This is a genomic window from Pontibacter brevis (genome assembly GCF_054779655.1).
On the sequence record NZ_BAAGXV010000090.1, the window covers coordinates 296,370 to 318,691 of the forward strand.

The window sequence follows — 22,322 nt, forward strand, 5'->3', positions numbered from 1 at the left end:
AATTATTTTTATGCGCCTTGACTGAGGCATATTGTAGCAGGCCCCACTACAGCGTAGTCATTGTGACTCCGCTGCAGTGGGGCTTCTGCTGAAGAAGGTGCCTGTGTTGCCTTTTTTACAGTTCTGCAAGAATCAAAATCTAAGCGCTCACCGGGAGCGTTAGCTTCAGCTTATCCCAAGTTATAACAACATCACCCGTGCTGCCGTTGGCAGGCACTATCTCATAACGTAGCCTTTCCTGGTGCTGCTCTGTAATTTCCGGCTTCACGGTAAATCGCGCTACGTCCTCCGCTTCCGAGTAGTCGTCGGCCAGGTGTTGGTTCCAGTTCCTGTTGATGATAACAGTCCATTCCTGTTCTCCGGGAATGGTAAACAAGGCATACTTCCCGGCAGGGAGTTCTTTTCCACCGATGGTGATGGGGTGATCTGTCTCCAGGCTTGTTGCCGAGTGCGCTCCCGTAACCCACACCTGATTGTAGGCTACCAACCCACCCCATATAACTCTGCCACGTGCGGCAGGAGAATGATAAGCAATGGTTATATGCGCGGGGTCAATTTTACCGTGCGCTTCTGCTTTCAGGCTGCCTTTCAGTGTGTCAGGCTCCGACTGGGCCCTGATCGCCAGCACGCCCTCCGATTCCTTTGCTGCGTGTGCAGCAGGATGATGGTTTTCCTGTTCTGGCGTTTCCTGCTCCGCCGGTTCCTGGCTACAGCCAGACAAAAAAGCACAAAGGGTTAGAATGAAGAGGCAGTTATTCATTTTTGTCATGATATAGGGTGATGTATCAGGGCTATCCTGTGTTTTTAGAGGTAGCAAAAATAGCATCCAAACCATCAGTATTGAAAGCATTTCAGGCAAGATTTCCGAAACCAAAAGGAACACTGCTTCAGTGTTATAACTTCGGGCAGACATATCTGACCTTTGCTCCTATGTCTCCACCTATTGACCTTATGCAATGGAGTAAATATGTAACGAATTACCGTAAAAATGTAACACAGGCAAGGTGCGCGACAATTACTTTTACCAGTACAAAAGCAAGAACAAAAATGCTGAAGCCATGAAGCACGACCACCATCACGATCACCAGCATCATCAGCATGCAAAGGCACAAGCTGAAAATAAAGCAGGCAAGGTAGAAGAGCGGCTGGAGGAGAAGACGCTCCACGGGCATACCGCTGCCATGCATAATGACACGCACCATCATCCGCCGCAGGATGACCATGGCGGCCACGGAGGCCATGGTAGCGGAGGGCACGACCACCACCGCATGATGATTGAGGATTTCAAAAAGCGCTTCTGGGTGTCACTGGTGCTTTCGGTGCCGGTTATTGTGCTAAGCCCGATGGTGCAGCACATCCTGGGCTATACACTGGATGTGCCGTACAGCATGTACATCGCCTTCGTGCTTTCCAGCATCATTTTCTTCTATGGCGGCTGGCCATTCCTGACAGGGCTGGCGGAGGAAATGAAGAAAGGGGCTCCGGGTATGATGACACTCATTGGTGTGGCCATCACCGTAGCTTACGGCTACAGTACAGCCGTCACCTTTGGGTTGGAGGGCATGGATTTTTTCTGGGAACTGGCTACGCTGATAGTGGTGATGCTGCTGGGGCATTGGATAGAGATGCGCTCGGTGCTGGGAGCCTCTAAAGCGCTGGAACTGCTGGTGAGTATGATGCCAGCCGAAGCACAGGTAATAAAGGATGGTCAGACGCTCACGGTGAAGGTGGATGCGCTCCAGCCGGGAGACATCATCCTAGTAAAACCAGGGGAGAAAGTACCTGCAGACGGAGTGGTGGTGCAGGGAGAGAGCTACCTGAATGAGAGCATGCTGACCGGCGAAAGCAAGCCGGTGCAGAAAGGGAAGGAGGACAAGGTGATAGGCGGCTCCATCAACGGCAATGGCTCGCTGCAAGTGCGGGTGGAGAGTACCGGTAAAGACAGCTACTTGAATAAGGTGATCAACCTGGTGCAGGAGGCGCAGAAAACAAAATCTGAAACGCAGCGACTGGCTGACAAAGCCGCTAAATGGCTGACCTACCTGGCCCTGACAGCCGGCTTCGTAACCTTGGCTGCCTGGTTGATTGCCGGTGCGGAACTGGACTTTGCTCTGGAGCGGATGGTAACAGTGATGGTTATCTCCTGCCCGCATGCTCTGGGTCTGGCTATTCCGCTGGTGGTGGCAATCTCCACGGCCGTGTCCGCCAACAATGGCCTGCTCATCCGCAACCGCACGGCTTTTGAGAACTCCCGCAACATCACCACCATTATCTTCGACAAGACCGGTACCCTGACGCAGGGGGCTCATGAGGTGGCCCGGGTAGAAACTTTCCAGCAGGCTTACAGCGAGCGGGAACTGCTCCGGTTAGCGGCAGGCGTGGAGCAGCACTCGGAGCATTACATTTCGCAGGGCATCCTGAAGAAGGCAAAGGCAGAAGGCATTACAGTACCTGCCTCCGAAAGCTTCAACTACCTGCCCGGCAAAGGGCTGGAAGGCACCGTGGAGGGGCAAGGCGTAAAGGTGGTCGGGCCGAATTATATCAGGGAGTTTAACGTGCAGGTGCCCCGGAGCCAGGCGGAGGAAGGTGTGGAGACAGTGGTGTATGTACTGGTAAACGGACAGGTAGCAGGTTACATTTCGCTCCGGGACCAGATTCGCCCTGAGTCTGAAGCAGCAATCCGGGTGCTGAAGGAGAACGGCATCAAGAACCTGCTGCTGACCGGAGACAACGAGCGGGTGGCTAAAAGCGTGAGCGACAAACTGGGCATGGACGGCTACCTGGCTAACGTGCTGCCGCACCAGAAGCAGGAAAAGGTAAAGGAACTGCAGGCACAGGGAGAGTTTGTGGCCATGACGGGCGACGGCGTGAACGATGCTCCGGCCCTGGCGCAGGCAGATGTAGGCATTGCCGTTGGCTCCGGAACAGACGTGGCCGCCGAGACTGCCGATATCATTCTGGTGAACAGCAATCCGCAGGATATTGCCTCTCTCATTCTCTTCGGTAAAGCAACTTACCGGAAGATGATTCAGAACCTGATTTGGGCCACAGGCTACAACATCATTGCCCTGCCGCTTGCTGCCGGGGTGCTCTACCAGCAGGGTATCATGATATCTCCTGCCGTTGGTGCCGCCCTTATGAGCCTGAGCACTGTGATTGTGGCCGTCAATGCGCAGCTGCTAAGAGGGCAGCTGAAGTAAGCCAGCCGTTGAACCCGTACCTACGTACAGTACCGTAACTGATGGCAAACCTTTATTTAAGAGCAGAAACTATGAAAGGAACGATGTTAACAATGCTTTTGGCAGCCGGTATCTGGCTCACAGGCTGCCAGTCCTCTGCAAATGTAGAGGAGGTGCTGGAAGACGAGTCGCAACGCAGGGAGCTGTACTCCACCATCCTGAACAACGAGTCATACCGTACGGAAATGACGGCCATGATGCGTGATGCTCCGGCTGGCGGCATGATGGGAAACGGGCAACACATGGAAGGAATGATGGGCTCTGACGGCATGATGATGAACCAGAACCCGGAGGGCATGATGCAGCAGATGATGGCCCGGTGCGAAACAGATACGGCTGCCTGCAACATGATGTCGCGCATGATGATGCGCAACAGCGGCATGATGCAGAACATGATGCAGCGGATGCATGAGAATGGCATGATGGACGAAGCTTGTATGCAGCAGATGATGCGCAACATGAACACAAACAGGAGGTAGTTTCCTGCTTACCCTCCTAAACTATAGAACAGACATCCTCACACGTACAGCCACCGTTTTAAATACGCTATGAAAAAATTAAAAGGTCTACTATACTGCCTGGTCATCACCGCTTTGGCTCTGCCAGCCACAGCACAGCACCAGGGCCACCAGCAACAGGCCCAGGATACAACGCATCAAATGGGGCATCAGGAGCACATGCAGCATATGGGCATGCAGCACGGAGACATGCAGATGCCAATGTCCCATGCCTTCTCCCGTAACCTGCCCATGAACCGTAATGCCTCCGGCACAGGTTGGCTTCCGGATGAGTCACCGATGTACGGCAACATGTACCACCGTGGCGACTGGATGTTTATGCTGCACTACAACCTGTTTCTGCGCTACAACAACCAGGACGTGTTTGAGGCCGGCAACCGGGGCGACAGCCAGTTCGATGCTCCCAATTGGCTCATGCTGATGGGGCAGCGGTTTGTCGGCGATAGGGGGCTTTTCCGCGTCAGTGGTATGATATCTCTGGACCCGCTGACGGTAGGCGGCAACGGCTACCCGTTGCTCTTTCAGACCGGCGAAACCTTCGAGGGGTCTCCGTTGATAGACCGCCAGCACCCGCACGACCTCTTCAGCGAATTATCCATAGGGTACACGCACATGATTTCCGAAGAGGCGGATGTGTTTGTTTACCTAGGCTATCCCGGCGAGCCAGCCTTAAGCAACGTGGCGTTCATGCACCGCCCCTCAGCGCTCAACAATCCTGATTCACCGCTGGGCCACCATTGGCAGGATGCTACGCATATTACCTTTGGGGTGGCCACGCTGGGAGTCCGTTACCGCAATTTTAAGCTGGAAGGTTCTTCCTTTACAGGTCGTGAGCCGGACGAGGAGCGCTATGACTTCGATAAGCCCCGCTTCGACTCTCGCGCAGTACGCCTGACGTATAACCCAGGTCCAAGCTGGAGTTTGCAGGCGTCAACTGCCTACGTTAAGAGCCCGGAGGTGGGCGAGCCGGAGGAGGATGTGTACCGTTCCACTGCCTCTGTCCTCTACGGAAAGCAGTTAGGAGGGAGTAACCGCTTCCTGACCACAACCCTGAACTGGGGCTACAATTATGTTGATGCACACCATAAAGAGCATTCGGTGTTGCTGGAGTCGAACCTGCAGCAAGATAAGTTTGCCATTTACGGGCGCTATGAGTGGCTGCAAAAGTCAGCAGCGGAACTGGGTTTCGAGGAAGACATGTTCGGGCACGATGCTCTCTTTGGCATACAGGCACTGACGGTTGGGGCAAACAGGCAGTTGGCGCAACTGGGCACTGTAAACCTGCACCTGGGTGCGCAGGCAAGCGTGTTCAGGGGCGGCAGCGAACTACATCCTTATTATGGTGAGTTGCCTGTTAGTGCGCAGGTTTACCTGCGTGTGTTCCCTACTATCATGGTGCCGTAGAACCGAAAAAAAGCACGGAGGAGCTTAAACAAGAGAGGCCTGTGACTTTCAAAGCCCTCTCTTGTTCTACAGAATACATAATAAAGTTACGCGTTCATCTGCTGCTCACAAGCCTCTGCGCATTTAAAGCAAGCCTCCGCGCACATTTTGCAATGTTCTGTTTCGTGCTTGTCACACTCTTGTCCGCAGTCTCTGCAGATCTTGGCGCATTGCTGCAGAATTTCCCCTGCATAACGGGAGTCACGGGAAACATAATCCAGTGCGGTTTTGCAAATGGCGGCGCAGTCCAGGTCCAACCGGATACAATCTACCATCATCTTGATGTTGTCTTCCTTTAAGCAGGAAATGGCGCAGTGGTTACAGGCAGCTGCACATTCCGCCAGTGTTCTTATCAAGTCCTTGTTCATAGTTTTTGGATTTAGAATTTTACATGTTACTGTTATACCTGAACAGCACGCCGGTGTTTTATATAATCCTTGGTAATCGTTACATAATTTACTGAATACGTTCGGCCAAGCAGTATCAGCCGCTGCTTTGTTAGAGTCGTAATTAGCCCGCTTAACCCATCAGTCGCGAATTCGTTTAGCAGACAGATCCTATGTCCATACATCAATCTTATGAAAGTATTTTATTTATGCTTGGGTATTTTTCTTTTTGCGGTTATCGCTCTGGATATTATCAAAACCACATTCTCCTCTAATGGTGGCGGGAAAATAACGAATGCGGTATCCAGGTTTGTATGGGGTGCCTTCTTCTCAGCTTCAGGGAAAAACGGGAGGTCCAGGCTGCTGGAGTATGCCGGGCCATCTATCCTTGTCTCTATCCTCCTTGTTTGGATTGTTGGGCTTTGGTCAGGCCTGTTCCTGATGCTGTTAAGTGACGCTGACTCTGTTGTGAACAGTAAAACCATGCGCAGTGCAAGTGCTTTGGAGAAACTCTACTATGCCGGGTTTACGCTTTCCACCTTAGGCGTGGGTGACTACATTGCCTCGAACACAATCTGGCGCATTGTCACGAGTGTGGCTGCATTCTCGGGCTTGGTCTTCATTACCGCCTCCATCACGTATTTTGTACCGGTGCTGTCAGCCGTTAACCTGCAAAGCAAGCTTGCCCTCTACATCAGCAGCATGGGCAGAACCCCGCAGCAGATCCTGGCGCATAGCTGGAACGGGAAAGGATTTCCCTCCTTTTTCGACAATGCCTCTGATTTATGTCAGATGCTGATGCAGCATACTCTCAACCACCATTCCTACCCTGTAATCCACTTTTTTCATAACAACAATTCTATGCTCTCCATTGCCCCGGCCATCGTGATGCTGGATGAGACACATCAGCTTTTCAAGCAAGCCATGTCGGAGGGCGCAGGTGTAGATGCACTCAAGGTGAATATGCTCCAGACCACGTTAGATGCTTTTCTGGAAATGGTAAAGGGTAGCTATTTGAAAACCGCTTCACCCGAAGGAAGCGCGCCAGAGCCTGAACTCCTGGAACTGCACCAACAAGGAATACCACTGCAGGAGCACAAGGCAGCACACGTGTTTGACCAGAAATTGCAAGAGCGGCGGAAGCTACTAACGGCTTTGCTCGAAATGGATGGCTGGTCATGGCAGGAGGTTTACAGTTCATAAGCAGCGCACCTACCCGCAGGAATCATCTCTGTCAGGAACCATCTTCTGCCTCCCGCTGCCTGTTGATCATGTCCACGACCAATCCGGACCAGGTAAACTCCCTGGCTCCGTGGCCCTCGCCTGTGAAGGGGTTATAGTACTCCCTGAAGCCGCTCTTGGTAATCAGCCGCTTCACACTGAGCAGCAGTTCCTGTGCTTCCTGTTGGTAACCTTTTTCCAGCAGGTACCCCTGCATAAACCAGTTAAACACGACCCAGGTAGGACCGCGCCAGATATAAAGCGACTCGTCCGGGTTGAAGGCTGGTTCGTCCACGGCGAGGGAGGGAACAGGATAAGGCACGTGGAAGCCGTCCTTGTGCAACAGGTGCCTTTCCAGCACTTGCCTGCACACCTCGTTTGGCACACTCCTGAGTACCACAGGAAAGAAGATGGTGCCTGTGCGGACCTTCAGCTTGTTGAAGTGGTGCCCGTACAGGTCATAGAAAGCAGCATCCTGTTCATCATACATATAACGGAATATGCTGTCCGCCGTCTGCCTTGCCTGGTCCTGGAAATACTGCTCGTCTGCATCTCCTGCCAGTTGGCACAAGTCTGCCATTGCCTCCAGGTTCTGCGCATAAATGGTATTGAAGGCAGCATCCTTCACCACAAACTTGTTGCTTTTGTAGATGCGGGGCAGGTTATAATTCTTCAGGAAATTATGCGCGTCTACCTGCAGCACTTTCCAGAACAGCAGCGGACCGGCCTTGCCACGGTCGTATCTGAGCAAAGGGTCGTAGCTGGCCTTCCAGTCCATGCCGGACTCGAAGGGGGTGATGATGGAAAGGAGGCCCTCCCCCTCAAAGTCTCTGTTCTCGGCCAGCCACCGGTAGTACTTCTTGAGCTTTGGAAGCAGCTCCCCCACAAAGGAAAGGTCCTGGCCGTGCTGGTAAATCCGAAGCACGGCCTGCGCCGCAATCGGAGGCTGCACCAGGGCAGACATGTGAGGCTTGTCGAGCCGCAGCACGTCGCGGGGCCTGAGCTGCAGCAGGTCGGTGACACGGGCTGGCCACAGGCGTTTCCAGTAGTTCATGTGGCCCACGAAGCCGTCAGGGCGCTGCATCTCGAAGAGGCTGCACATGTGCTTCTTCGCCATTTCTACCTCTCCCATGGCGGTGAGGGTGAAGATGTGGAAGCAGGTGTCCCAGAAGTACTGGAAGGGGTAAGTACCTGGGGAAGGCTTCGTGAAATGGTAGTCAAATCCTGCCTTACGGCCGCTAACCATGTTCCTGTAGAGCACATCCCGCGCCTGCGCTTTTATCTCCCCATCAGAGAGCACTACCTCCTCATCGCGCCGCACTTCTTTACTTGATGTACTCATCCCATCCTGCATAACGCTGCGTTTTAGGGCCCCGTGGTAAAGCCAGCCCTGCCACTGCCAGGCCCAGCACCACACCCGTTATACTCAAACCAATCGGGCTGTTACCGAGAAACCAGGGTGCCACCGCCACTGCCAGCCCCAGCAGTATGTTCAGGTAACGGCAGATACGCAGCGGCTCTCCCATGCTTATCACAGCCACCACCACGATAAGCGAACCGCTCAGGTGGAAAATATCGGCTACTGTTTCCTGCATGCCCACACCGAATACGCTAGGCGCTGCCACCAGGGCCACGCCCAGCAGTGTCGCCACAGTTAAGGTCCACGGGAAGCTCATTCCCCAGATGGAGGCTCTGTACACCGGCCCCGGCTTCTGCGGGAACTTCATCATGTCAGGGGCTTCGTCTTTTTCATCACTCTCAACGTTGCCGCCTTTCCAGAATATTTTCCAGAAGCTCTTGCCCTGGTTCATTTTCTTTTTCATAAACTGCCCCATCGCAATCACCTCATCCACCTCCAGCGGAATCATGGGCAGCATGATAATAGCGGCCAGCAAACAGAAGGTGCACCAGGCGCCTACTATCACCGGCTGGCTGATGACCAGGAAGATGTGCACCAGCCCCAGCGGGATGACCAGGATGCCAAATACCGCTACCATCCAGGGCATCGTGCGCCAGCGGGTAGGGGCGCCCATCCAGCCCATCAAAAATTCAAAGGTGTAGGCAATGGCACCCAGCCCCGCATCCGAAATGGGCATGGAGTGCGACATGGCCGAGTTAAGCACCTGCTCGCTCTGCTGCCCAAAGAAAGGGTCCCAGACAGAGTCGATGTACCCTAGCTGGAAAGCAGTCAGGTAACGCGACACGAGCCACCCTATGAAACCCAGCACCATCATAATCCAGCGCTGGGACCAGCTGGAGGGGTTGTAGCTCCAGCCCGGCGGCGTGTCCGGTCCCATCTTCATGTACATGATCATGTTGGGCATGCCCGGTATCAGGATGGTGAGGCCGATAAGGAGCGCCCCCACCATGGTGTCGTTGAGGTAGGCTACTGCCGTAGGAGACCAGAAGAGGATGGGGGCCATGGTGAGCCAGATACCAATAAAGCAGCAAATCCACAGGCTGACGGGGCGGTTAGGCGTAAGGCCGCGCCACCCGAAGAAGATAAGCAGAGCTCCGCTGATGATGTCGCTCCACTTCATGAAAGCAATGCGCTGATCCAGCGAAAGCCACACGCTTCTGCCGCCCGATGGTTCCACTACACCAATGCCGTAGTCGAAAGTGAGCGGCGAGAGCAGCACCCAGGCACCCAAGATAATAATCATCCAGTACACCCACAGCGTCTGCATGTGGTGCATGTGCAGCATCTTCTGTCGCATGTCCTCCGACATGCCCATGTCATGGCCGCCGTGCTTTCCATGCTGAGGCTCTTCGTGCTGGTAATCACCTCTTTTATGCTGTTCCTGCCCGTCTTCGTGCATCTTCTTGTTATGCTCCCTTATCTGCTTCTCGGCCATGGGCCGGGTCACACCGCGCATGCCCATAGAGCCGCCGTGTTTGCCATTCTCGCTTGTATGCTGATGCTCATTCTTTTCCATTGCCATCGAATTTCAATGTATGAACTCTAAATCAGCTATACGAGGTAGTAAGGCACAAGGTACAGCAGCAGCAGTGTTCGCTGGCTTGAAGGGCATTTCCTGAAGGGAGCAGCTGTGCAAAGCGGGCTATAGAGTAAAAAGGATGAAGCGCCAAGCCCTACCCTGCATAATTCTAAGGGGCTTCGCTTTCCTTGAGGGGGGCAGTGCTAAGTAGTTGAACAGTGAGACAACAGGTGAGACAATGGTGGATGTAAGGGGAGTGGCAAGAGGTCTGCCGGGGCGGTTGCGCTCTCATTGTTCACAGTAGCCTTGCATCTGTTCCTTTGCTGGCTGGTACTGCCAAAACCTAATTTCAGCAGGCCGGAAACAAAAAAACCTCTCCGTTGAAGGAGAGGTTTTCGTGGTGATGAGTGGAATCGAACCACCGACACAAGGATTTTCAGTCCTTTGCTCTACCAACTGAGCTACATCACCAGCTCTTGTTGTGTCCCCTTGTTCCGTAAGTGAGACAGCAGATGAGACAGCAACACGCTGTTTCACATGTTTACTGAACCACAAATTTACAATCCGGACCGACTCGACGCAAGAGTGTTCGTGTCCGTGTACCTGGAGGGAAAACGACTCCGTTTCTACAACGGGGCTATGCTAGGCATCAACTGCAATCCCAACCGCTGCAAGTCACTTCCTGCAAGGGAGAGGGAACTGAGGAGACTAGCGCGTGAACTCTATGCCGCACTGAAGCGGGGATGGACGCCGGATCAGGAGGAGGCGAAGCCTGACAAGCCTGTTGAGCTGGGAGTCCTTCAACTGCTGGGGGAGGTGGCAGCTACCATCCCCTCGTCCTTCAGCAACACCTACCGCAGGGACATCAAAAAAGTGTGTGAGGAGTTCTCCGCCTTCCTTCAGGAGCAGGGGCTAATGACACTTACTGCCAAACAGGTCGAATCGAGTCATATTGAGACTTTCCTACAGCGTTTCAGCAGCTCGGGCACTTACTACATGAATAAGCGACGAACGCTCTCTGCGGCCTTCCTACGACTTCAGAACACAGGTTTCTTGGAACGTAACCCGGTTGCAAAGACATCCCGTCGGAAGAGTAAGGCGGTCCTGCACAAGGCTTACACAGGAGGGCAACTGACGGAGGTGCTCAGCTTCCTGCAAGAACACTACCCCAACCTGTACCTCTGCGCCCTGCTCATGTACGGGACGATGATGCGGCCTCACCAGGAGATACGGCTTCTTAAGCGGCAACACTTCAATGAAGACTTTACGCGATACACCCTCGACGGGTACGAGAACAAAAGTGGCCGGTTGAGAAGTCTACCGGTGCCGGAGTACGTGCGGGAGGAGCTCCTGAGGAGGGGGATTGGGGCACTGGAGGGGGAGCGGAATATTTTCACAGGTTACCGTCAGCCTTACAACGAGTGCTACTTCAACACCATGTGGTCCAGGGCGAGAAAGAAGATGCTGGAGCTCGCCCTTATCCAGCAGAACCAAACCCTTTACAGCTTCCGCCACGCTGCCTCAGTGAATGTATTCGAGCGGACACAGAATCTCAAGCTTTTGCAGCAGTTGTTAGGACACTCCAGCTTGAACACGAGTTTGACATACCTCCGCAGCATTGGCACCGTGCAGGTGGAAAGCAATGTAATGCCTGAGTTATGATATGTCTCTTACGGGACCCACAGTGCTGATAGTAGTGTTCTCTTGATGTAACCCTTCTTGTTCAGATGGGGGTAATACACTTGCCACCAGTCACCGTCTGATGAAATGACTAGTACCTTCTCGCTCTTCTGTAGTTGGGCCACGATCGGGAAGTCTGTTCCGCCTCCTCCACGCAGGTTTAGATTGCTCTTGCAGTAGTATGTGGGGGCGGTAGCGTATTTCATGTAGTTATCAAATGCATCATAATCAGCAGATCTGCTTAAAAGGTCATCTAATCCGCTGGGAGGGTAGTACTTTGGTCGGTCCAGCTCTATATTCCAAAGCATTTGCTGTGTTTTGGGATCCTTGAGATGGTCGTATTCAGGCGTGTATACAGGCAGGGTGCTTGGTGATGGATTAACGATGATGTTGTTCTGGATTATAATTCCATTGTTTGTGGTTTGAGCATATCCGAAACTGCAGGATGCTACAGAAAGAGCGATGAATACTATGGTTTTCTTCATTAATCCCAGTGAATTAGTATTCAACAAATATAGCATTATATATATATTTACAATATAAATAATCAATTGCCGGCTTTAAATGGTGTTGGGAGTGGTGGTATTAGGGTAGAGCCTTAAGACATCGACAGTCACCGTGCCTTAATCACATCCTCCAGCCGTGTCGTGTAGCAGGGGGAGATGTTCTCCTGCCGCAGCTTCCACCGCTGCTCTGTACCTTGCGCAGCATACTTGATGGAACTATGGCCATAGCGCTCCCTTAAGGAGTCGAGCGTCTGCATAAGGTGTGCGTGCTTCTCCCGGTCCACTGTGTCCAGTAGGCTCAGTTGCACACTCGAGTTGGGCACGATGTCCAGGAGCAATAGACCTGTTTTGCGGTAGCGGAAGCCAGGGCGGTAAATCTGCCGCAGCGCCTTCAGGGCGTGACGGATGAGCTCTGGTTCAGAGTCGGTGGGCGTGTCAAAGCAGACGGTGCGGCAGTTGGAGTAGGTCTCTCCCTCCGCGCCGAAGCGGCTGGTCATGGCAAACACCGTCATAGCTCCCGCCTTGCTCCGCTGCTTCCGCAGTTTTGTAGCGCAACGGACGACGTGGGTGGTGAGTGCCTCGGAGATCTCATCCAGTTCTGTAATGGCAATTCCGAAAGAGCGGGAGGTGCAGATGTTCTTTTTTGCAGGTGGCATGAGCTCCAGTTCTACACACGCCTCCCCACGCAGTTCCCGCACCGTACGTAGCCCTACCACCGTCAGGTGCTTCTTGGCAAAGGAGTCCGTGCAGTTCCGCAGGTCCCAGGCCGTGTGCACGCCGAAGCCGGCGAGCTTTCTGGAATAGCGGTGGCCGATGCCCCACACGTCTCCTGCCTCCGTCCGCCGGAGCGCCTCCTCTATGTGCCGCTCGTCGGTGAGCACCAGCACGCCGTCGGCTTTCGTTGATTTCTTCGAGATTCTGTTGGCCACCTTGGCCAGCGTTTTGGTAGGGGCGACACCGACGGCCACAGGCATTCCCAGCCACTGCCTCACCGTGTCCTTTATCTGGCGGGCATAGTTGTTCAGGTCTATGTTGTAGAAATCGCCCAGATCCAGGAAGCTCTCGTCGATGGAGTAGACCTCAAGGTGCGGTGTGAACTGGGAAAGTGTCTCCACCACCCGGGCTGACATGTCACCATAGAGTTCGTAGTTGGATGAGAAAACCTGTACCTGGTGCCGCTCCACAAGCTCCTTCACCTCAAACACCGGCTGGCCCATCTGCAGACCCAGCGCCTTCGCCTCATTGCTTCTGGCTATGATGCAGCCGTCATTGTTGGAGAGCACCACCACGGGCTTTCCCTCAAGGGAAGGGTTGAATACGCGCTCGCAGGAGGCGTAGAAGTTGTTGCAGTCAACGATGGCGAAGAGCGAGGTCATGTACCGAAAGACCTTACCGTTCCCACCACAACGCCCCACACGCGCCCAGCGTCGGCCTCTGTGATATGGATGGACGTGTAGTTAGGATTCTCCGCCTTCAGGTAAGCTCCGTCCGCTTTTAGCTCCAGCCGCTTGATGGTGAACTCCCCGTTGACATAGGCCAGCACAATGTCACCGCTCTTTGCCTTGCGGGATTTGTCTATCACGGCCATATCTCCCGGAGCGATATGGGCGCCAATCATGCTGTCTCCCTCCACCTTCACCAGGAACGTGGAGGTGGGGTTGGAAGTGATGTAGGCGTTCAGGTCGATGCGCCCGGCCACATAGTCGTCAGCGGGACTGGGAAAGCCTGCTCTGACACTAGACACAAACAGTGGGATGGAAATAATGCTCTCCAGCTCCAGGCGAAACGCGCGGGGCCAGGGCATAGGGTGCAGGGGGATGATGCTCGTCTCTTTCATAGTGCCTTCTTTTACGGCACCAAATTAAGAAACGGCTATATTATATGCTAAAATAATTAGTAATACTATTGGTGTTAGTTGAACAAATCCCCCTGCTCAGGTGCCGGCTCCAGTACCTTAGGTGTGTCATTGGCTGGGGAGTTCACCAGTTTGGACACTGGGTAAGACTTCATTTCCTCGCTTGGGTAAGGGTTCAGCAGGGAGAGTAGGTGCTCGTCTGCGCGTGCGTCCGACAGCCACAGTTCCTCTTCCTCCGGGTGCAGCAGCACTGGCATACGGTCGTGGATGGGGCGCATCAGCTCGTTCGGCTCGGTGGTAATAAGGGTGTAGGAGAGATTCACCTCCCCCGTCTCCCGGTCTGCCCACTCGTCCCAGAGCCCGGCAAAGCAGAAGAGCCCCTCGTCCTTCAGCAGGAAGCGGTACGGCATCTTGCCTGCGGAGGAGGTGCGCCATTCATAGAAGCTATCGGCGGGCACCAGACAGCGCCTCCGGTTGACCAGCTGCTTGAACATGGGCTTCTCCGTCAGAGTCTCTGCCCGCGCATTGATTGTCTTGTGCTTGAAGTTCTTCTCTTTCGCCCAGTGCGGCAATAGGCCCCAGGAAAAAAACTGCAGCCGCTCCGGGTCCTCATTCGTTATGACTGGCAGCTGCTGCGAGGGAGCGACGTTGAAACGGTCCTCCGCCTCTGCCTGTTTCAGGAGCCGGGTGGCACGCACTGAACCCTTCGATTCTTTGTTTTTCGTGACAATGGAGTAGCGTCCGCACATAATTGTCGTTTTAGTTACAATACGAGCGTGCGCTTTGAGTGGATGCACGCCCAAATGAGAGGGTGTATCACCAGTGATACATGCACCGCTTGGGGGTACACTTCGTGGAATGTATGCTCAACAGCACCCTGTATCACCAGCGATACAGGGTGCTGTTTTAACAGTTTATGAATCAGTAGAATGTGATGGATTGTGTTGAGCAACCTCGTTAGGTTTAACTCTGAGCGGTTTAAACTTTTCACATTCCTGTGACATCGGTGTCGTTTACGACGGTTACGTTCCTTTTCCTGCAGGAGCATTCACGAACCCTGATGCCAAAGTACCGGGGGTAGGACGGAGTAGAGCTGACCAGGGGGGAGGTCTTGCAGGGTACCCCCTACGCGAGAATGTACGCCTGTATTATACAGCACATGTATTTGGCGAGGAGTAACTGATGGAGAGTGGTGCCTGGCGCCCGCACATAAATGTGGTTGTAGGTTGATCTAAGACTTATGGCTGCGGGTGCATGGCTAGTAACAGAGTATATCACCAATGAGAGACACTCTGTTACTGTTGCCAACAAACAAGGAAGCCTATGACACACCGCTTGTTAGAGAGATACAATTCTCGTGATGTGCCATGGGGAGCGCGTCTAAGGCAGTCAGCCGATTTTTCTGTAGTAGGCTGAAAGAATATCCCCCAGCATGTGTTCCTCACCACGTTGTCTGATCTTGTCTGCAAGAACCGTAGGGAGGCTAATGGTCATGTCAGTTGTGTCACGTTCTGCGAGACGCGCCATGATCTCTTTGGCCAATTTCCTATAATCCTTGGCCCCGTAGGAGTTGGGGGCATGGTCTAACACGGTTTTTCTGTACTGCACAGCTTCGGCAATGGCGACACACGAGCGGATATCAACATCGAAGGTATTGAAGGCATCAAGATTTTGGCAGTGGTTGTAAACTTCTTTATAAATGTTGCCAATCTGATTCACGTTGTACTGGGTGAATAGCGTGCCAAGGCATCTCAGCCCTGTTTCCTTACCAATGTTATCAGCAATACAGAATAAGGTGCTTGTAGAGTACAATGTGTAGACATCCGGTTGCATACTTATGATATAATAGGCTGATGCGAACAAGGCGTTCTCTATCAGGATATCATATGACGAGCAGGTATTAATGAGGATGTAATCATACGCTAGCGGCTCTACGCAGAGGGCATCACCGAGCGCTCGTTTTGGATCCCGGCTAGAGGCCAGAGTCTCTCTGAGTGAGAGAAGATCCTTGCCCCCTGAAGGAATCAAGTCCAGCCCCTCCACCAGGGGAATAACGGCATCACGGACCCTGATCTTACCCGTGAGCAGATCGCTGAGGTGCGAATTAGGCCCGATGCCGAAGTGCCATGACATGTTTGCAAGGTGGTCTGAATCGATGAGCAGGACTTTGTAGTCTAGCTCAACTAATGCGGCCCCAAGGTTGACGGTAGTGGTGGTTCTCCCCACGCCCCCTTTGCCGCTTGTGCTGCTAATGATAATACTCATATATGTGGATTGGTTAATGTTCTACAAAATGATCAAGTGATTTCTACAACAATTCGATGCTGGCCGGTATGGCTGGCTCAGAGTTCTACACGTGTTTTTTTGCTCTACAAAATGTTGGTAATCAATCGTTTGAATATAATATGTAATCGTTTTTAATGCAAGGATTGAACGTTCTAGGCTCAGATTATGGACCACCATCGAAGCACGCAGCGTATGCCGAAGGCGCCCCTGATTCGTCGTTGGACGGGTGTTGGAGCGATTTTATCAAGGGAGATTGTGGTAACTGTCCAGGTTAATCTGGAGAAGAGAGGGGAAAACCGGCTAGCCCGGGGAAGGTACTTAAGGTCCCCTGCAGAGGAATGCATACACTGGATCCTGAGTCGGCGAGTGAGGAGTAAGTTCGGTATGTACACCGGGCAGGATACTTTCCTGTAGGAGGGTGGGGCCATCGCTGGCATGAGCAATGCGTAACGGGTACATTTGATAGCATGTTGGATGTTCGAGTTGCTGCTGACGAGCTGTTCAGGCGGGTGTTTGCTAGGTCGATTGGTTAGGGGGCGTGTCAGAGGAGCACACCCATAAGGGTGAATAGACATGAGCTGCTGGGCCAGAATCTTGATTCCGGTTGGTGATAGCCATCTATATTAAACAGCTGGTTCAATTGGCTCTGGGCGGGGATTGCTTAGAATTAGCCTTGGTAGAAACACTCGTCTCTCGTGAACATGCTCTTCTCTCTTTTGCACAGTGCTGTGTCAGCTCTAGGAGAAGAATTGCTGATGCTCCGGATCTTCATTCGTGATCACCTGCAGTAGTTGGATGGGAGCCGCGTTGAAGTGATTGTCGGCCTGCGCCTGCTCTAGCATCCTGGCAGCCCGTACGGAGCCCTTACACTCCTTCTGCTTAGTAATGATCGTATAGCGTCCGCACATGATATCTTTTCTGTGAGCTACGAATATATGATTTCAACGTATGTGCTGATGGATGGAGTGTCTCACCAGTGAGACATGCACCGGTAAGTGGTACATTGCTAAGGCACAGGCGTGGCAGGTGGCGTCTCACTGATGTGATAAGATGACTGCGTAGGGCATTGTGAAACAGCGGTATGCGATGTTGCTGTCGTGTAACACTGTGAGATTTAACCTTGCGAAGTTTAAACTTGTACGACGGTAACTGCCGGTGAAGATCATTCGATTCCTGCAGGCGCGTTCTCTGCTCCTATGGTAGGGGCCCGGGGGGAGGGTAAAGCAAACTGAACCGGGGGAGGGTTTGTAGGGTATCCTCCGCGTGCGCGAACGTATGCATTTTACAAGGTGCAAATTATTGAACACCGCGATCGCCGTTGTTGTAAGACATAACATAGAAGTTAGGTTGATTGATTGGTACCTGTGTTTCTAGAGTTCCTCCCATAGATGATGTGCACCTCTGTACATGAACAAGCGCCGGATTCTCTCTGCGGTCTTCCTACGGCTCAGAAGATGGGCTCTTTGGAGTGAAATCCAGTTGCTAGGGCACTCAAGCGTGAATACAAGTATGCTATATCTACGTAACATCGGTGCAGGTGGAGGCTGAGATGATGCCAACCCTTAAATTGAGTGGCAAGTCCTAAGAGCTACTTCTACATGGAATAGCTGTGCAGGCAATACGGTAGAAACAAAAGAGGTGAGACCATATGATCTCACCTCTTGGAATATTTAATACAAGCGCTTAGGCAAGAGCCGTGGCCGGTTTGTTACCTTATCACCACGATACGTTTAGTATATACCTTGCCTTGTGAGTAGATCACGGCCACGTACACGCCCGGCGCAAGCGGAGCAATGTCTAGCTGCACCTGTATCAAGCGCCCCTCCTTCATCAGTACGGTGGCTCCGCGGCTATCCACCAGCCTTACGGCATCTATCACCTTGTTAAAGCTGACCATCAGGTAGCGGCTGGTCGGGTTCGGGAAGATCTGGAGCATCTGGTTCTCCTCCTCTGCGATGCCGGTCACAGAGTCCTGCAGGTCGTTTACCGTGATGACCTTGGTCGCCTCAAAGGAAGCCCCGCCGCTGTCGGTGGTGCGGATGCGGACGCTCAGGCTCTGCTGCGCCTCAAAGTCAAACGCCCTTGCCGCCTTTAGCTGGTCTCCCTCGATCGAGAAGGAGGCGTTGTCAGTAGCGCCCTCACCGGGAACCAACGTGTAGGTGTGGGTGTCGCCCTGGTCCGGATCTGTGCTGGAGAGCGTGCCGATTACGGCGCCCACCGCATTGTTCTCGTCCACCTCACTTCGGCTCAGGGAGATGGCCGTGGCCGCCCTGCTGGCCTCCACTACCACCGTGGCAGTGGCCGTGATGTTCTGGAGGTTGGTGGTGCCCTCGGCAGGGGTTAGGGTTCCGCTGAGCTCGTAGCTTCCGGCCACCGCGCTGTTGTAGGCTCCTTGCTGCCAGGTTACCTGCACTGTGCCCCTGGTGTCGTCCGAGTAGGCTACCTCCACGGTGGAGGGGAGCACCAGCTGGCTGAAGGCCGTGCGGAAGGGCACCCTCACGCTTACCGGTCTGGTATAGGAGTTGATGTTACGGCTGTGCTTCATCACCTGGGCCGTGGCTGCGGCGCCTGCGTTGGCCGCAGGATCCGTCAGCCTCAGTGTCAGGGTCAGCTGCCCGTTGCCCAGGCCGGAGAGATTGAGGCCGGTGATGTCAAAGGAAGAGGCAGCTACGGTTCCGCTTCCCGTCACCGCCGTGCCGCCCCCTGAGCTAGTGACGGTGTAGCTGTAGGAGGCGCCCACCTCGGCGCCTGTCACCCTTGCAGACACATCACGTTCGTTGCCGTAGTTGACCACCGTCTGAACGAAGGCCACCCCGTAGCCCACAGGAGCAGCGCTGTCGTAGGTTCTAATGAGCTCGGAGGAGGCGGTGTTGCCGTTGCCGGCTGCGTCCTGCGCCACGTTCGTCGATACGCTCACGCGCACCTGCCCCTGGGCGGCTGGCGTGATCTTGGCCCTGTAGGAGGTGGCGCTCACGGCCGTGAATTCGGAGGCCGCGCCGTTCACCACCGTAATATCGCCCATGATAAAGTCTGTCACTGCCTCACTAAATGCGAAGGTCACTATAAAGGGTGCGTTCACGTGAGGGGAAGCCGGAGTGGACAGGGTGATAGCAGGTTTCACCTCATCTAGGTCGACGACATGAATGACAAAGGCTTTCTCTAGGTGTCCATTGGCCTTTCCGTCGCTCGTTCTGACGCGAACGCTGTAGGAACTCTTGTCCTCGTAGTTTGGCGAAACTTTTATCCTTAGCTGGTCGCCGTCAATGGTGAAAGTGGCGTTATCAGCAGCTCCTTCCCCGTCGACCAGCGTGTAGGTGTGCGTATCTGTTGCATCAGAGTCTGCAGTGGTCAAAATGCCCACCACAGTATTTGCCGGGACGTTCTCATTCAAAACAGAACTGGACAAACTGATGGAGCTTGGAACCGCATTGGACGCAAATTTCATTACCACGGCTTGGCCGCCCTCGCGGTAAGCTACATAAGGAACACCAGTGGGATCCAAGGCCACTGAAGTGGAGTTTGCCGGCCATGTTGAAAAGCCTTCGACTCCAACGGGCGTCCAGGCTATACCGTTAAACCGGACCACTGTGATTCTGGTGCCGTGAGTCCAGTCCATGAAGGACAGATACGGGGTTCCACTTGCATCCAGCGCCAAGGACATGGATCTGACCTGCTCTGCTGTGAAAGCCTCTGTGCCCACTGGCTCCCAACGGTCACCATTGAAGCGCATAACCGTGGCTTTGGCACCATTGCCTCGGTCGGAATAAGCTAAATAAGGCGTGCCGTTCGCATCAACGGCTAGGGAAAGGTCAGTGGCCTCACCGGCTGAGAAGCCGGGCGGACCTACAGGCACCCATCTTTCTCCGGTGAATCGCATCACGGTCGCCTTGAAGCTATTCGCAAAGTCCCTGAAGGCCACGTAGGGGGTACCCTCGGCATCCAGCGCTATGCGCGTATAATCCGCCCCTTCAGAGGACAAGCCTGCTGTACCTACTAATTCCCAAAGGGTGCCGCTGTACCGCATTACCGTGACCTTGTCTCCGGTATGTGCAACATAAGGCAGGTTGTTCGCATCAAGTGCTACAGAAACTTGACCTGATGGGCCAGAGAAACCTTCCGTGCCAACTGCTTCCCAATCAGCACCGTTTGACTTCATCACTGTCGCCCTGTAGTTCCGCTCACGATGCTCGTAAGCTACATGAGGCGTGCCATTGGCTCCAATGGCCAACGATACATACCCTGTTTTGCCGGCCTCTCCAACAGATACCCAGTTGCGCCCGTTGTACTTCATAAGGGTGGCTCTAGACTCTCTGTCCGGGTTTCCGTAGGCAAGGTAAGGAGTGCCTGCCGCATCCAAAGCCAGAGAAGTACTGTCAGTTCTGCCCACAAGGCCAATTGACTGCCATACGCGTGTGTTATCGAAAGCGGGCGCTTCAACGGATAGCATAGCGGTTTGGGAGGTGGAAACGCCTCCATTGCTTATTTGTACCCGATACCGCAAGCCGTTCATAGAGACAGGAGCCTTAGTGATGGCTAAGGTTGCCGTTGTAGCTCCACCGTAGCTTAGGCCGTTCGTAATATTGTTGAAGGTGATACCGCCGTCCCTACTTACCTGCCATTGGTAGGTTAAGCCTGTGCCGTCAGCTGCCACAGTGAAGTTCGTGCTTTGCCCACCGATAATCGTTTGCGCTACTGGCTGTCTCATGATGAGAGGTGGCGTCGCGTTCGTACTTAATCGCACCACCCAATAATCAGATTCCCCTCTAGAAGCCTCTGTTTTGTCACCCCCAGCGCCAGAACTGGATGAACCCCCTACTATGTACTCGCCATCTCTAATTACAGCCAAGGCGTGCGGTTGGTCATAACCACTTCCGCCAAGTGCTTTATCCCAATTTATGTTACCGTTAGCATCAAGCATGACAATCCAGTAGTCACTTTCTCCTCTGGAGGCCTCTGTTTTATCGCCTCCAATACCGGATTGAGATCCTCCCGAAAGGATGATTCCACCGCTAGGAGCTACGGCAAGAGAAGTTAAGTAGTCGTTACTGCTTCCTCCGACAGTTTTCTCCCATACCTTCTGTCCGTTGGCGTTGAGTTTTACCACCCAATAGTCAAAACCACCTACAGGATCTTCTGTCTTATCTCCGCTAGCGCCAGAGGTGGAACTTCCGGCTAGTAGAAATCCTCCGTCTGCCGTTATGGCCAGGGAAGACAAGTAGTCGTCTCCGTTTCCGCCAATCACCTTATCCCACGCTTTGCTACCATCATGGTTCAGCTTCACCACCCAGTAATCTATTCCTCCCTTAGCCCCTTCAGCAGGTTCGTTACCAAGCACTGATGTCGTCCATCCACCTACCAGATAGCCCCCATCCTGCGTTGCTACCATGGATGCAAAATAGTTGTATTCTGCTCTTCCAAAGGTCTTGTCCCAAGCCTTACTGCCATCAGCGTTGAGTTTTACGATCCAATAGTTGTCGAACCCAGTATTACCCGCAGTTTTATCACCGCTTATATCTGAGGTTGATCCACCTCCAAGAAGATATCCGCCGTCAGATGTTTGTATGATTGAACGCAGGTAATCATAGTTGTTTCCCCCGAGAGCCTTGTCCCAAGCCTTGCTGCCGTCAGGATTAAGCTTAATGAGCCAGTAATCTGTATGCCCTTCTGAAGCCTCTGTCTTGTCTCCATCGTTGTTGGACCACGACCATCCGCCTAAAAGAAAGCCACCGTCTGCCAGAGTCAACATGCATGTTAGCTGGTCTATCTCTCCTCCGCCAAGGGTCTTGTCCCAAGCCGTCCTGCCATTTGCACTCAGCCTCAATACCCAATAGTCATAATAGGCATGGCTGCCCCTCGTGGCGTCTGTTTTATCACCGCTAACTCCTGAGCTTGAGGTACCTCCAAGAAGATATCCTCCGCTTGATGGGACAGCTATTGCGCTTAATGCATCAGAGTGACTCCCCCCGAACGTTTTGTCCCACACCTTTCTAACCGGCACTTGCGCCAGTAGTGGGTGTACAAGTAGACCGACTAATAGTACCAGCAGAAGCCCTCGACCTAGTATGTTTGTTTTCATTGTGTTTGTAGAGCGTTTGATCATACACTCGAAGTAAGTTGTTTGGTTGAATTGTGCGCCGACTCCGGGTCCGACAGATTAACTAGTGCATAAGTACTTGCGAACCAGTAGAAATCCTTATGCACATGTCGGGTTTGGAAGTCCGGTGTTTGCACGGTAAATATAATGTAAAT

16 protein-coding genes and 1 tRNA gene are annotated in these 22,322 nt (G+C 53.3%); 5 read left to right on the forward strand and 12 right to left on the reverse strand.

The window, feature by feature from the left end:
- Positions 1-139 precede the first annotated feature (139 nt).
- Positions 140-769 carry a DUF2911 domain-containing protein gene (locus ACYVB1_RS22185; protein WP_460926008.1) on the reverse strand — a complete coding sequence of 210 codons (630 nt, stop codon included), beginning with the start codon at positions 767-769 and terminating at the stop codon, positions 140-142.
- Positions 770-1,058: 289 nt separating this feature from the next.
- Here ACYVB1_RS22185 and ACYVB1_RS22190 point away from each other — a divergent pair, with 289 nt between their 5' ends.
- The 3 genes from ACYVB1_RS22190 (at position 1,059) to ACYVB1_RS22200 (ending at position 5,161) form a co-directional block, all read left to right on the forward strand.
- Complete coding sequence (locus tag ACYVB1_RS22190) at positions 1,059-3,200, forward strand: copper-translocating P-type ATPase (RefSeq protein WP_460926080.1); 2,142 nt, start codon at positions 1,059-1,061, stop codon at positions 3,198-3,200.
- 71 nt (positions 3,201-3,271) lie between these two features.
- Positions 3,272-3,718: a hypothetical protein gene (locus ACYVB1_RS22195; RefSeq protein WP_460926009.1), complete on the forward strand. Its 447-nt coding sequence runs from the start codon at positions 3,272-3,274 to the stop codon at positions 3,716-3,718.
- Positions 3,719-3,787: 69 nt separating this feature from the next.
- Complete coding sequence (locus ACYVB1_RS22200; protein WP_460926010.1) at positions 3,788-5,161, forward strand: hypothetical protein; 1,374 nt, start codon at positions 3,788-3,790, stop codon at positions 5,159-5,161.
- Between the two features lie 86 nt (positions 5,162-5,247).
- Here ACYVB1_RS22200 and ACYVB1_RS22205 read toward each other — a convergent pair whose 3' ends face one another.
- Positions 5,248-5,568 (reverse strand): four-helix bundle copper-binding protein, encoded by a 321-nt coding sequence (locus tag ACYVB1_RS22205; protein ID WP_460926011.1) that lies wholly within the window; start codon positions 5,566-5,568, stop codon positions 5,248-5,250.
- Between the two features lie 210 nt (positions 5,569-5,778).
- Here ACYVB1_RS22205 and ACYVB1_RS22210 point away from each other — a divergent pair, with 210 nt between their 5' ends.
- Positions 5,779-6,789, forward strand: coding sequence for a potassium channel family protein (locus ACYVB1_RS22210; RefSeq protein ID WP_460926012.1), 1,011 nt, complete (start codon positions 5,779-5,781; stop codon positions 6,787-6,789).
- A gap of 31 nt (positions 6,790-6,820) precedes the next feature.
- Here the strand turns inward: ACYVB1_RS22210 and ACYVB1_RS22215 are convergent, their stop codons facing one another.
- From ACYVB1_RS22215 to ACYVB1_RS22225, 3 genes are all read right to left on the reverse strand, one after another.
- The gene (locus ACYVB1_RS22215; RefSeq protein ID WP_460926013.1) at positions 6,821-8,149 is read right to left on the reverse strand and encodes an amylo-alpha-1,6-glucosidase; all 1,329 of its coding nucleotides are present in this window, start codon (positions 8,147-8,149) and stop codon (positions 6,821-6,823) included.
- Entirely contained in the window at positions 8,133-9,743 is a 1,611-nt protein-coding gene (locus ACYVB1_RS22220) for a vitamin K epoxide reductase family protein (RefSeq protein WP_460926014.1), read from the reverse strand. The genes ACYVB1_RS22215 and ACYVB1_RS22220 overlap by 17 nt, the downstream gene beginning before the upstream one ends.
- Before the next feature lie 401 nt (positions 9,744-10,144).
- A tRNA-Phe gene (locus ACYVB1_RS22225) sits at positions 10,145-10,217 on the reverse strand.
- 114 nt (positions 10,218-10,331) lie between these two features.
- Between ACYVB1_RS22225 and ACYVB1_RS22230 the strand changes: the two genes are divergently transcribed.
- A complete protein-coding gene (locus ACYVB1_RS22230) occupies positions 10,332-11,408 on the forward strand; it encodes a tyrosine-type recombinase/integrase (RefSeq protein ID WP_460926015.1) in 1,077 nt (358 codons plus the stop codon).
- Between the two features lie 8 nt (positions 11,409-11,416).
- Here ACYVB1_RS22230 and ACYVB1_RS22235 read toward each other — a convergent pair whose 3' ends face one another.
- The 7 genes from ACYVB1_RS22235 to ACYVB1_RS22265 all read right to left on the reverse strand — a co-directional run bounded on the left by ACYVB1_RS22235 (position 11,417) and on the right by ACYVB1_RS22265 (position 22,149).
- The gene (locus tag ACYVB1_RS22235) at positions 11,417-11,911 is read right to left on the reverse strand and encodes an SH3 domain-containing protein (RefSeq protein ID WP_460926016.1); all 495 of its coding nucleotides are present in this window, start codon (positions 11,909-11,911) and stop codon (positions 11,417-11,419) included.
- A 128-nt stretch (positions 11,912-12,039) separates the two neighbouring features.
- Positions 12,040-13,308 (reverse strand): Y-family DNA polymerase, encoded by a 1,269-nt coding sequence (locus ACYVB1_RS22240; RefSeq protein ID WP_460926017.1) that lies wholly within the window; start codon positions 13,306-13,308, stop codon positions 12,040-12,042.
- Positions 13,305-13,769: a LexA family protein gene (locus ACYVB1_RS22245; RefSeq protein WP_460926018.1), complete on the reverse strand. Its 465-nt coding sequence runs from the start codon at positions 13,767-13,769 to the stop codon at positions 13,305-13,307. The genes ACYVB1_RS22240 and ACYVB1_RS22245 overlap by 4 nt, the downstream gene beginning before the upstream one ends.
- 74 nt (positions 13,770-13,843) lie before the next feature.
- Positions 13,844-14,536: an SOS response-associated peptidase gene (locus ACYVB1_RS22250; protein ID WP_460926019.1), complete on the reverse strand. Its 693-nt coding sequence runs from the start codon at positions 14,534-14,536 to the stop codon at positions 13,844-13,846.
- A 640-nt stretch (positions 14,537-15,176) separates the two neighbouring features.
- Positions 15,177-16,052, reverse strand: a complete 876-nt coding sequence (locus ACYVB1_RS22255) for a ParA family protein (RefSeq protein ID WP_460926020.1) — start codon at positions 16,050-16,052, stop codon at positions 15,177-15,179.
- Positions 16,053-16,810: 758 nt separating this feature from the next.
- Positions 16,811-16,981, reverse strand: a complete 171-nt coding sequence (locus ACYVB1_RS22260; RefSeq protein ID WP_460926021.1) for a hypothetical protein — start codon at positions 16,979-16,981, stop codon at positions 16,811-16,813.
- A gap of 800 nt (positions 16,982-17,781) precedes the next feature.
- The gene (locus ACYVB1_RS22265; protein ID WP_460926022.1) at positions 17,782-22,149 is read right to left on the reverse strand and encodes an Ig-like domain-containing protein; all 4,368 of its coding nucleotides are present in this window, start codon (positions 22,147-22,149) and stop codon (positions 17,782-17,784) included.
- Positions 22,150-22,322: the final 173 nt, after the last annotated feature.

Excerpts from the sequence above, each read along its gene's own strand:
- ACYVB1_RS22215 (WP_460926013.1), bottom strand. The coding sequence starts at position 8,149 with ATGAGTACATCAAGTAAAGAAGTGCGGCGCGATGAGGAGGTAGTGCTC.
- ACYVB1_RS22240 (WP_460926017.1), bottom strand. The coding sequence starts at position 13,308 with ATGACCTCGCTCTTCGCCATCGTTGACTGCAACAACTTCTACGCCTCC.
- ACYVB1_RS22185 (WP_460926008.1), bottom strand. The coding sequence starts at position 769 with ATGACAAAAATGAATAACTGCCTCTTCATTCTAACCCTTTGTGCTTTT.
- ACYVB1_RS22255 (WP_460926020.1), bottom strand. The coding sequence starts at position 16,052 with ATGAGTATTATCATTAGCAGCACAAGCGGCAAAGGGGGCGTGGGGAGA.
- ACYVB1_RS22220 (WP_460926014.1), bottom strand. The coding sequence starts at position 9,743 with ATGGAAAAGAATGAGCATCAGCATACAAGCGAGAATGGCAAACACGGC.
- ACYVB1_RS22190 (WP_460926080.1), top strand. The coding sequence starts at position 1,059 with ATGAAGCACGACCACCATCACGATCACCAGCATCATCAGCATGCAAAG.
- ACYVB1_RS22235 (WP_460926016.1), bottom strand. The coding sequence starts at position 11,911 with ATGAAGAAAACCATAGTATTCATCGCTCTTTCTGTAGCATCCTGCAGT.
- ACYVB1_RS22265 (WP_460926022.1), bottom strand. The coding sequence starts at position 22,149 with ATGAAAACAAACATACTAGGTCGAGGGCTTCTGCTGGTACTATTAGTC.
- ACYVB1_RS22250 (WP_460926019.1), bottom strand. The coding sequence starts at position 14,536 with ATGTGCGGACGCTACTCCATTGTCACGAAAAACAAAGAATCGAAGGGT.
- ACYVB1_RS22245 (WP_460926018.1), bottom strand. The coding sequence starts at position 13,769 with ATGAAAGAGACGAGCATCATCCCCCTGCACCCTATGCCCTGGCCCCGC.
- ACYVB1_RS22195 (WP_460926009.1), top strand. The coding sequence starts at position 3,272 with ATGAAAGGAACGATGTTAACAATGCTTTTGGCAGCCGGTATCTGGCTC.
- ACYVB1_RS22200 (WP_460926010.1), top strand. The coding sequence starts at position 3,788 with ATGAAAAAATTAAAAGGTCTACTATACTGCCTGGTCATCACCGCTTTG.
- ACYVB1_RS22205 (WP_460926011.1), bottom strand. The coding sequence starts at position 5,568 with ATGAACAAGGACTTGATAAGAACACTGGCGGAATGTGCAGCTGCCTGT.
- ACYVB1_RS22210 (WP_460926012.1), top strand. The coding sequence starts at position 5,779 with ATGAAAGTATTTTATTTATGCTTGGGTATTTTTCTTTTTGCGGTTATC.
- ACYVB1_RS22260 (WP_460926021.1), bottom strand. The coding sequence starts at position 16,981 with ATGTGCGGACGCTATACGATCATTACTAAGCAGAAGGAGTGTAAGGGC.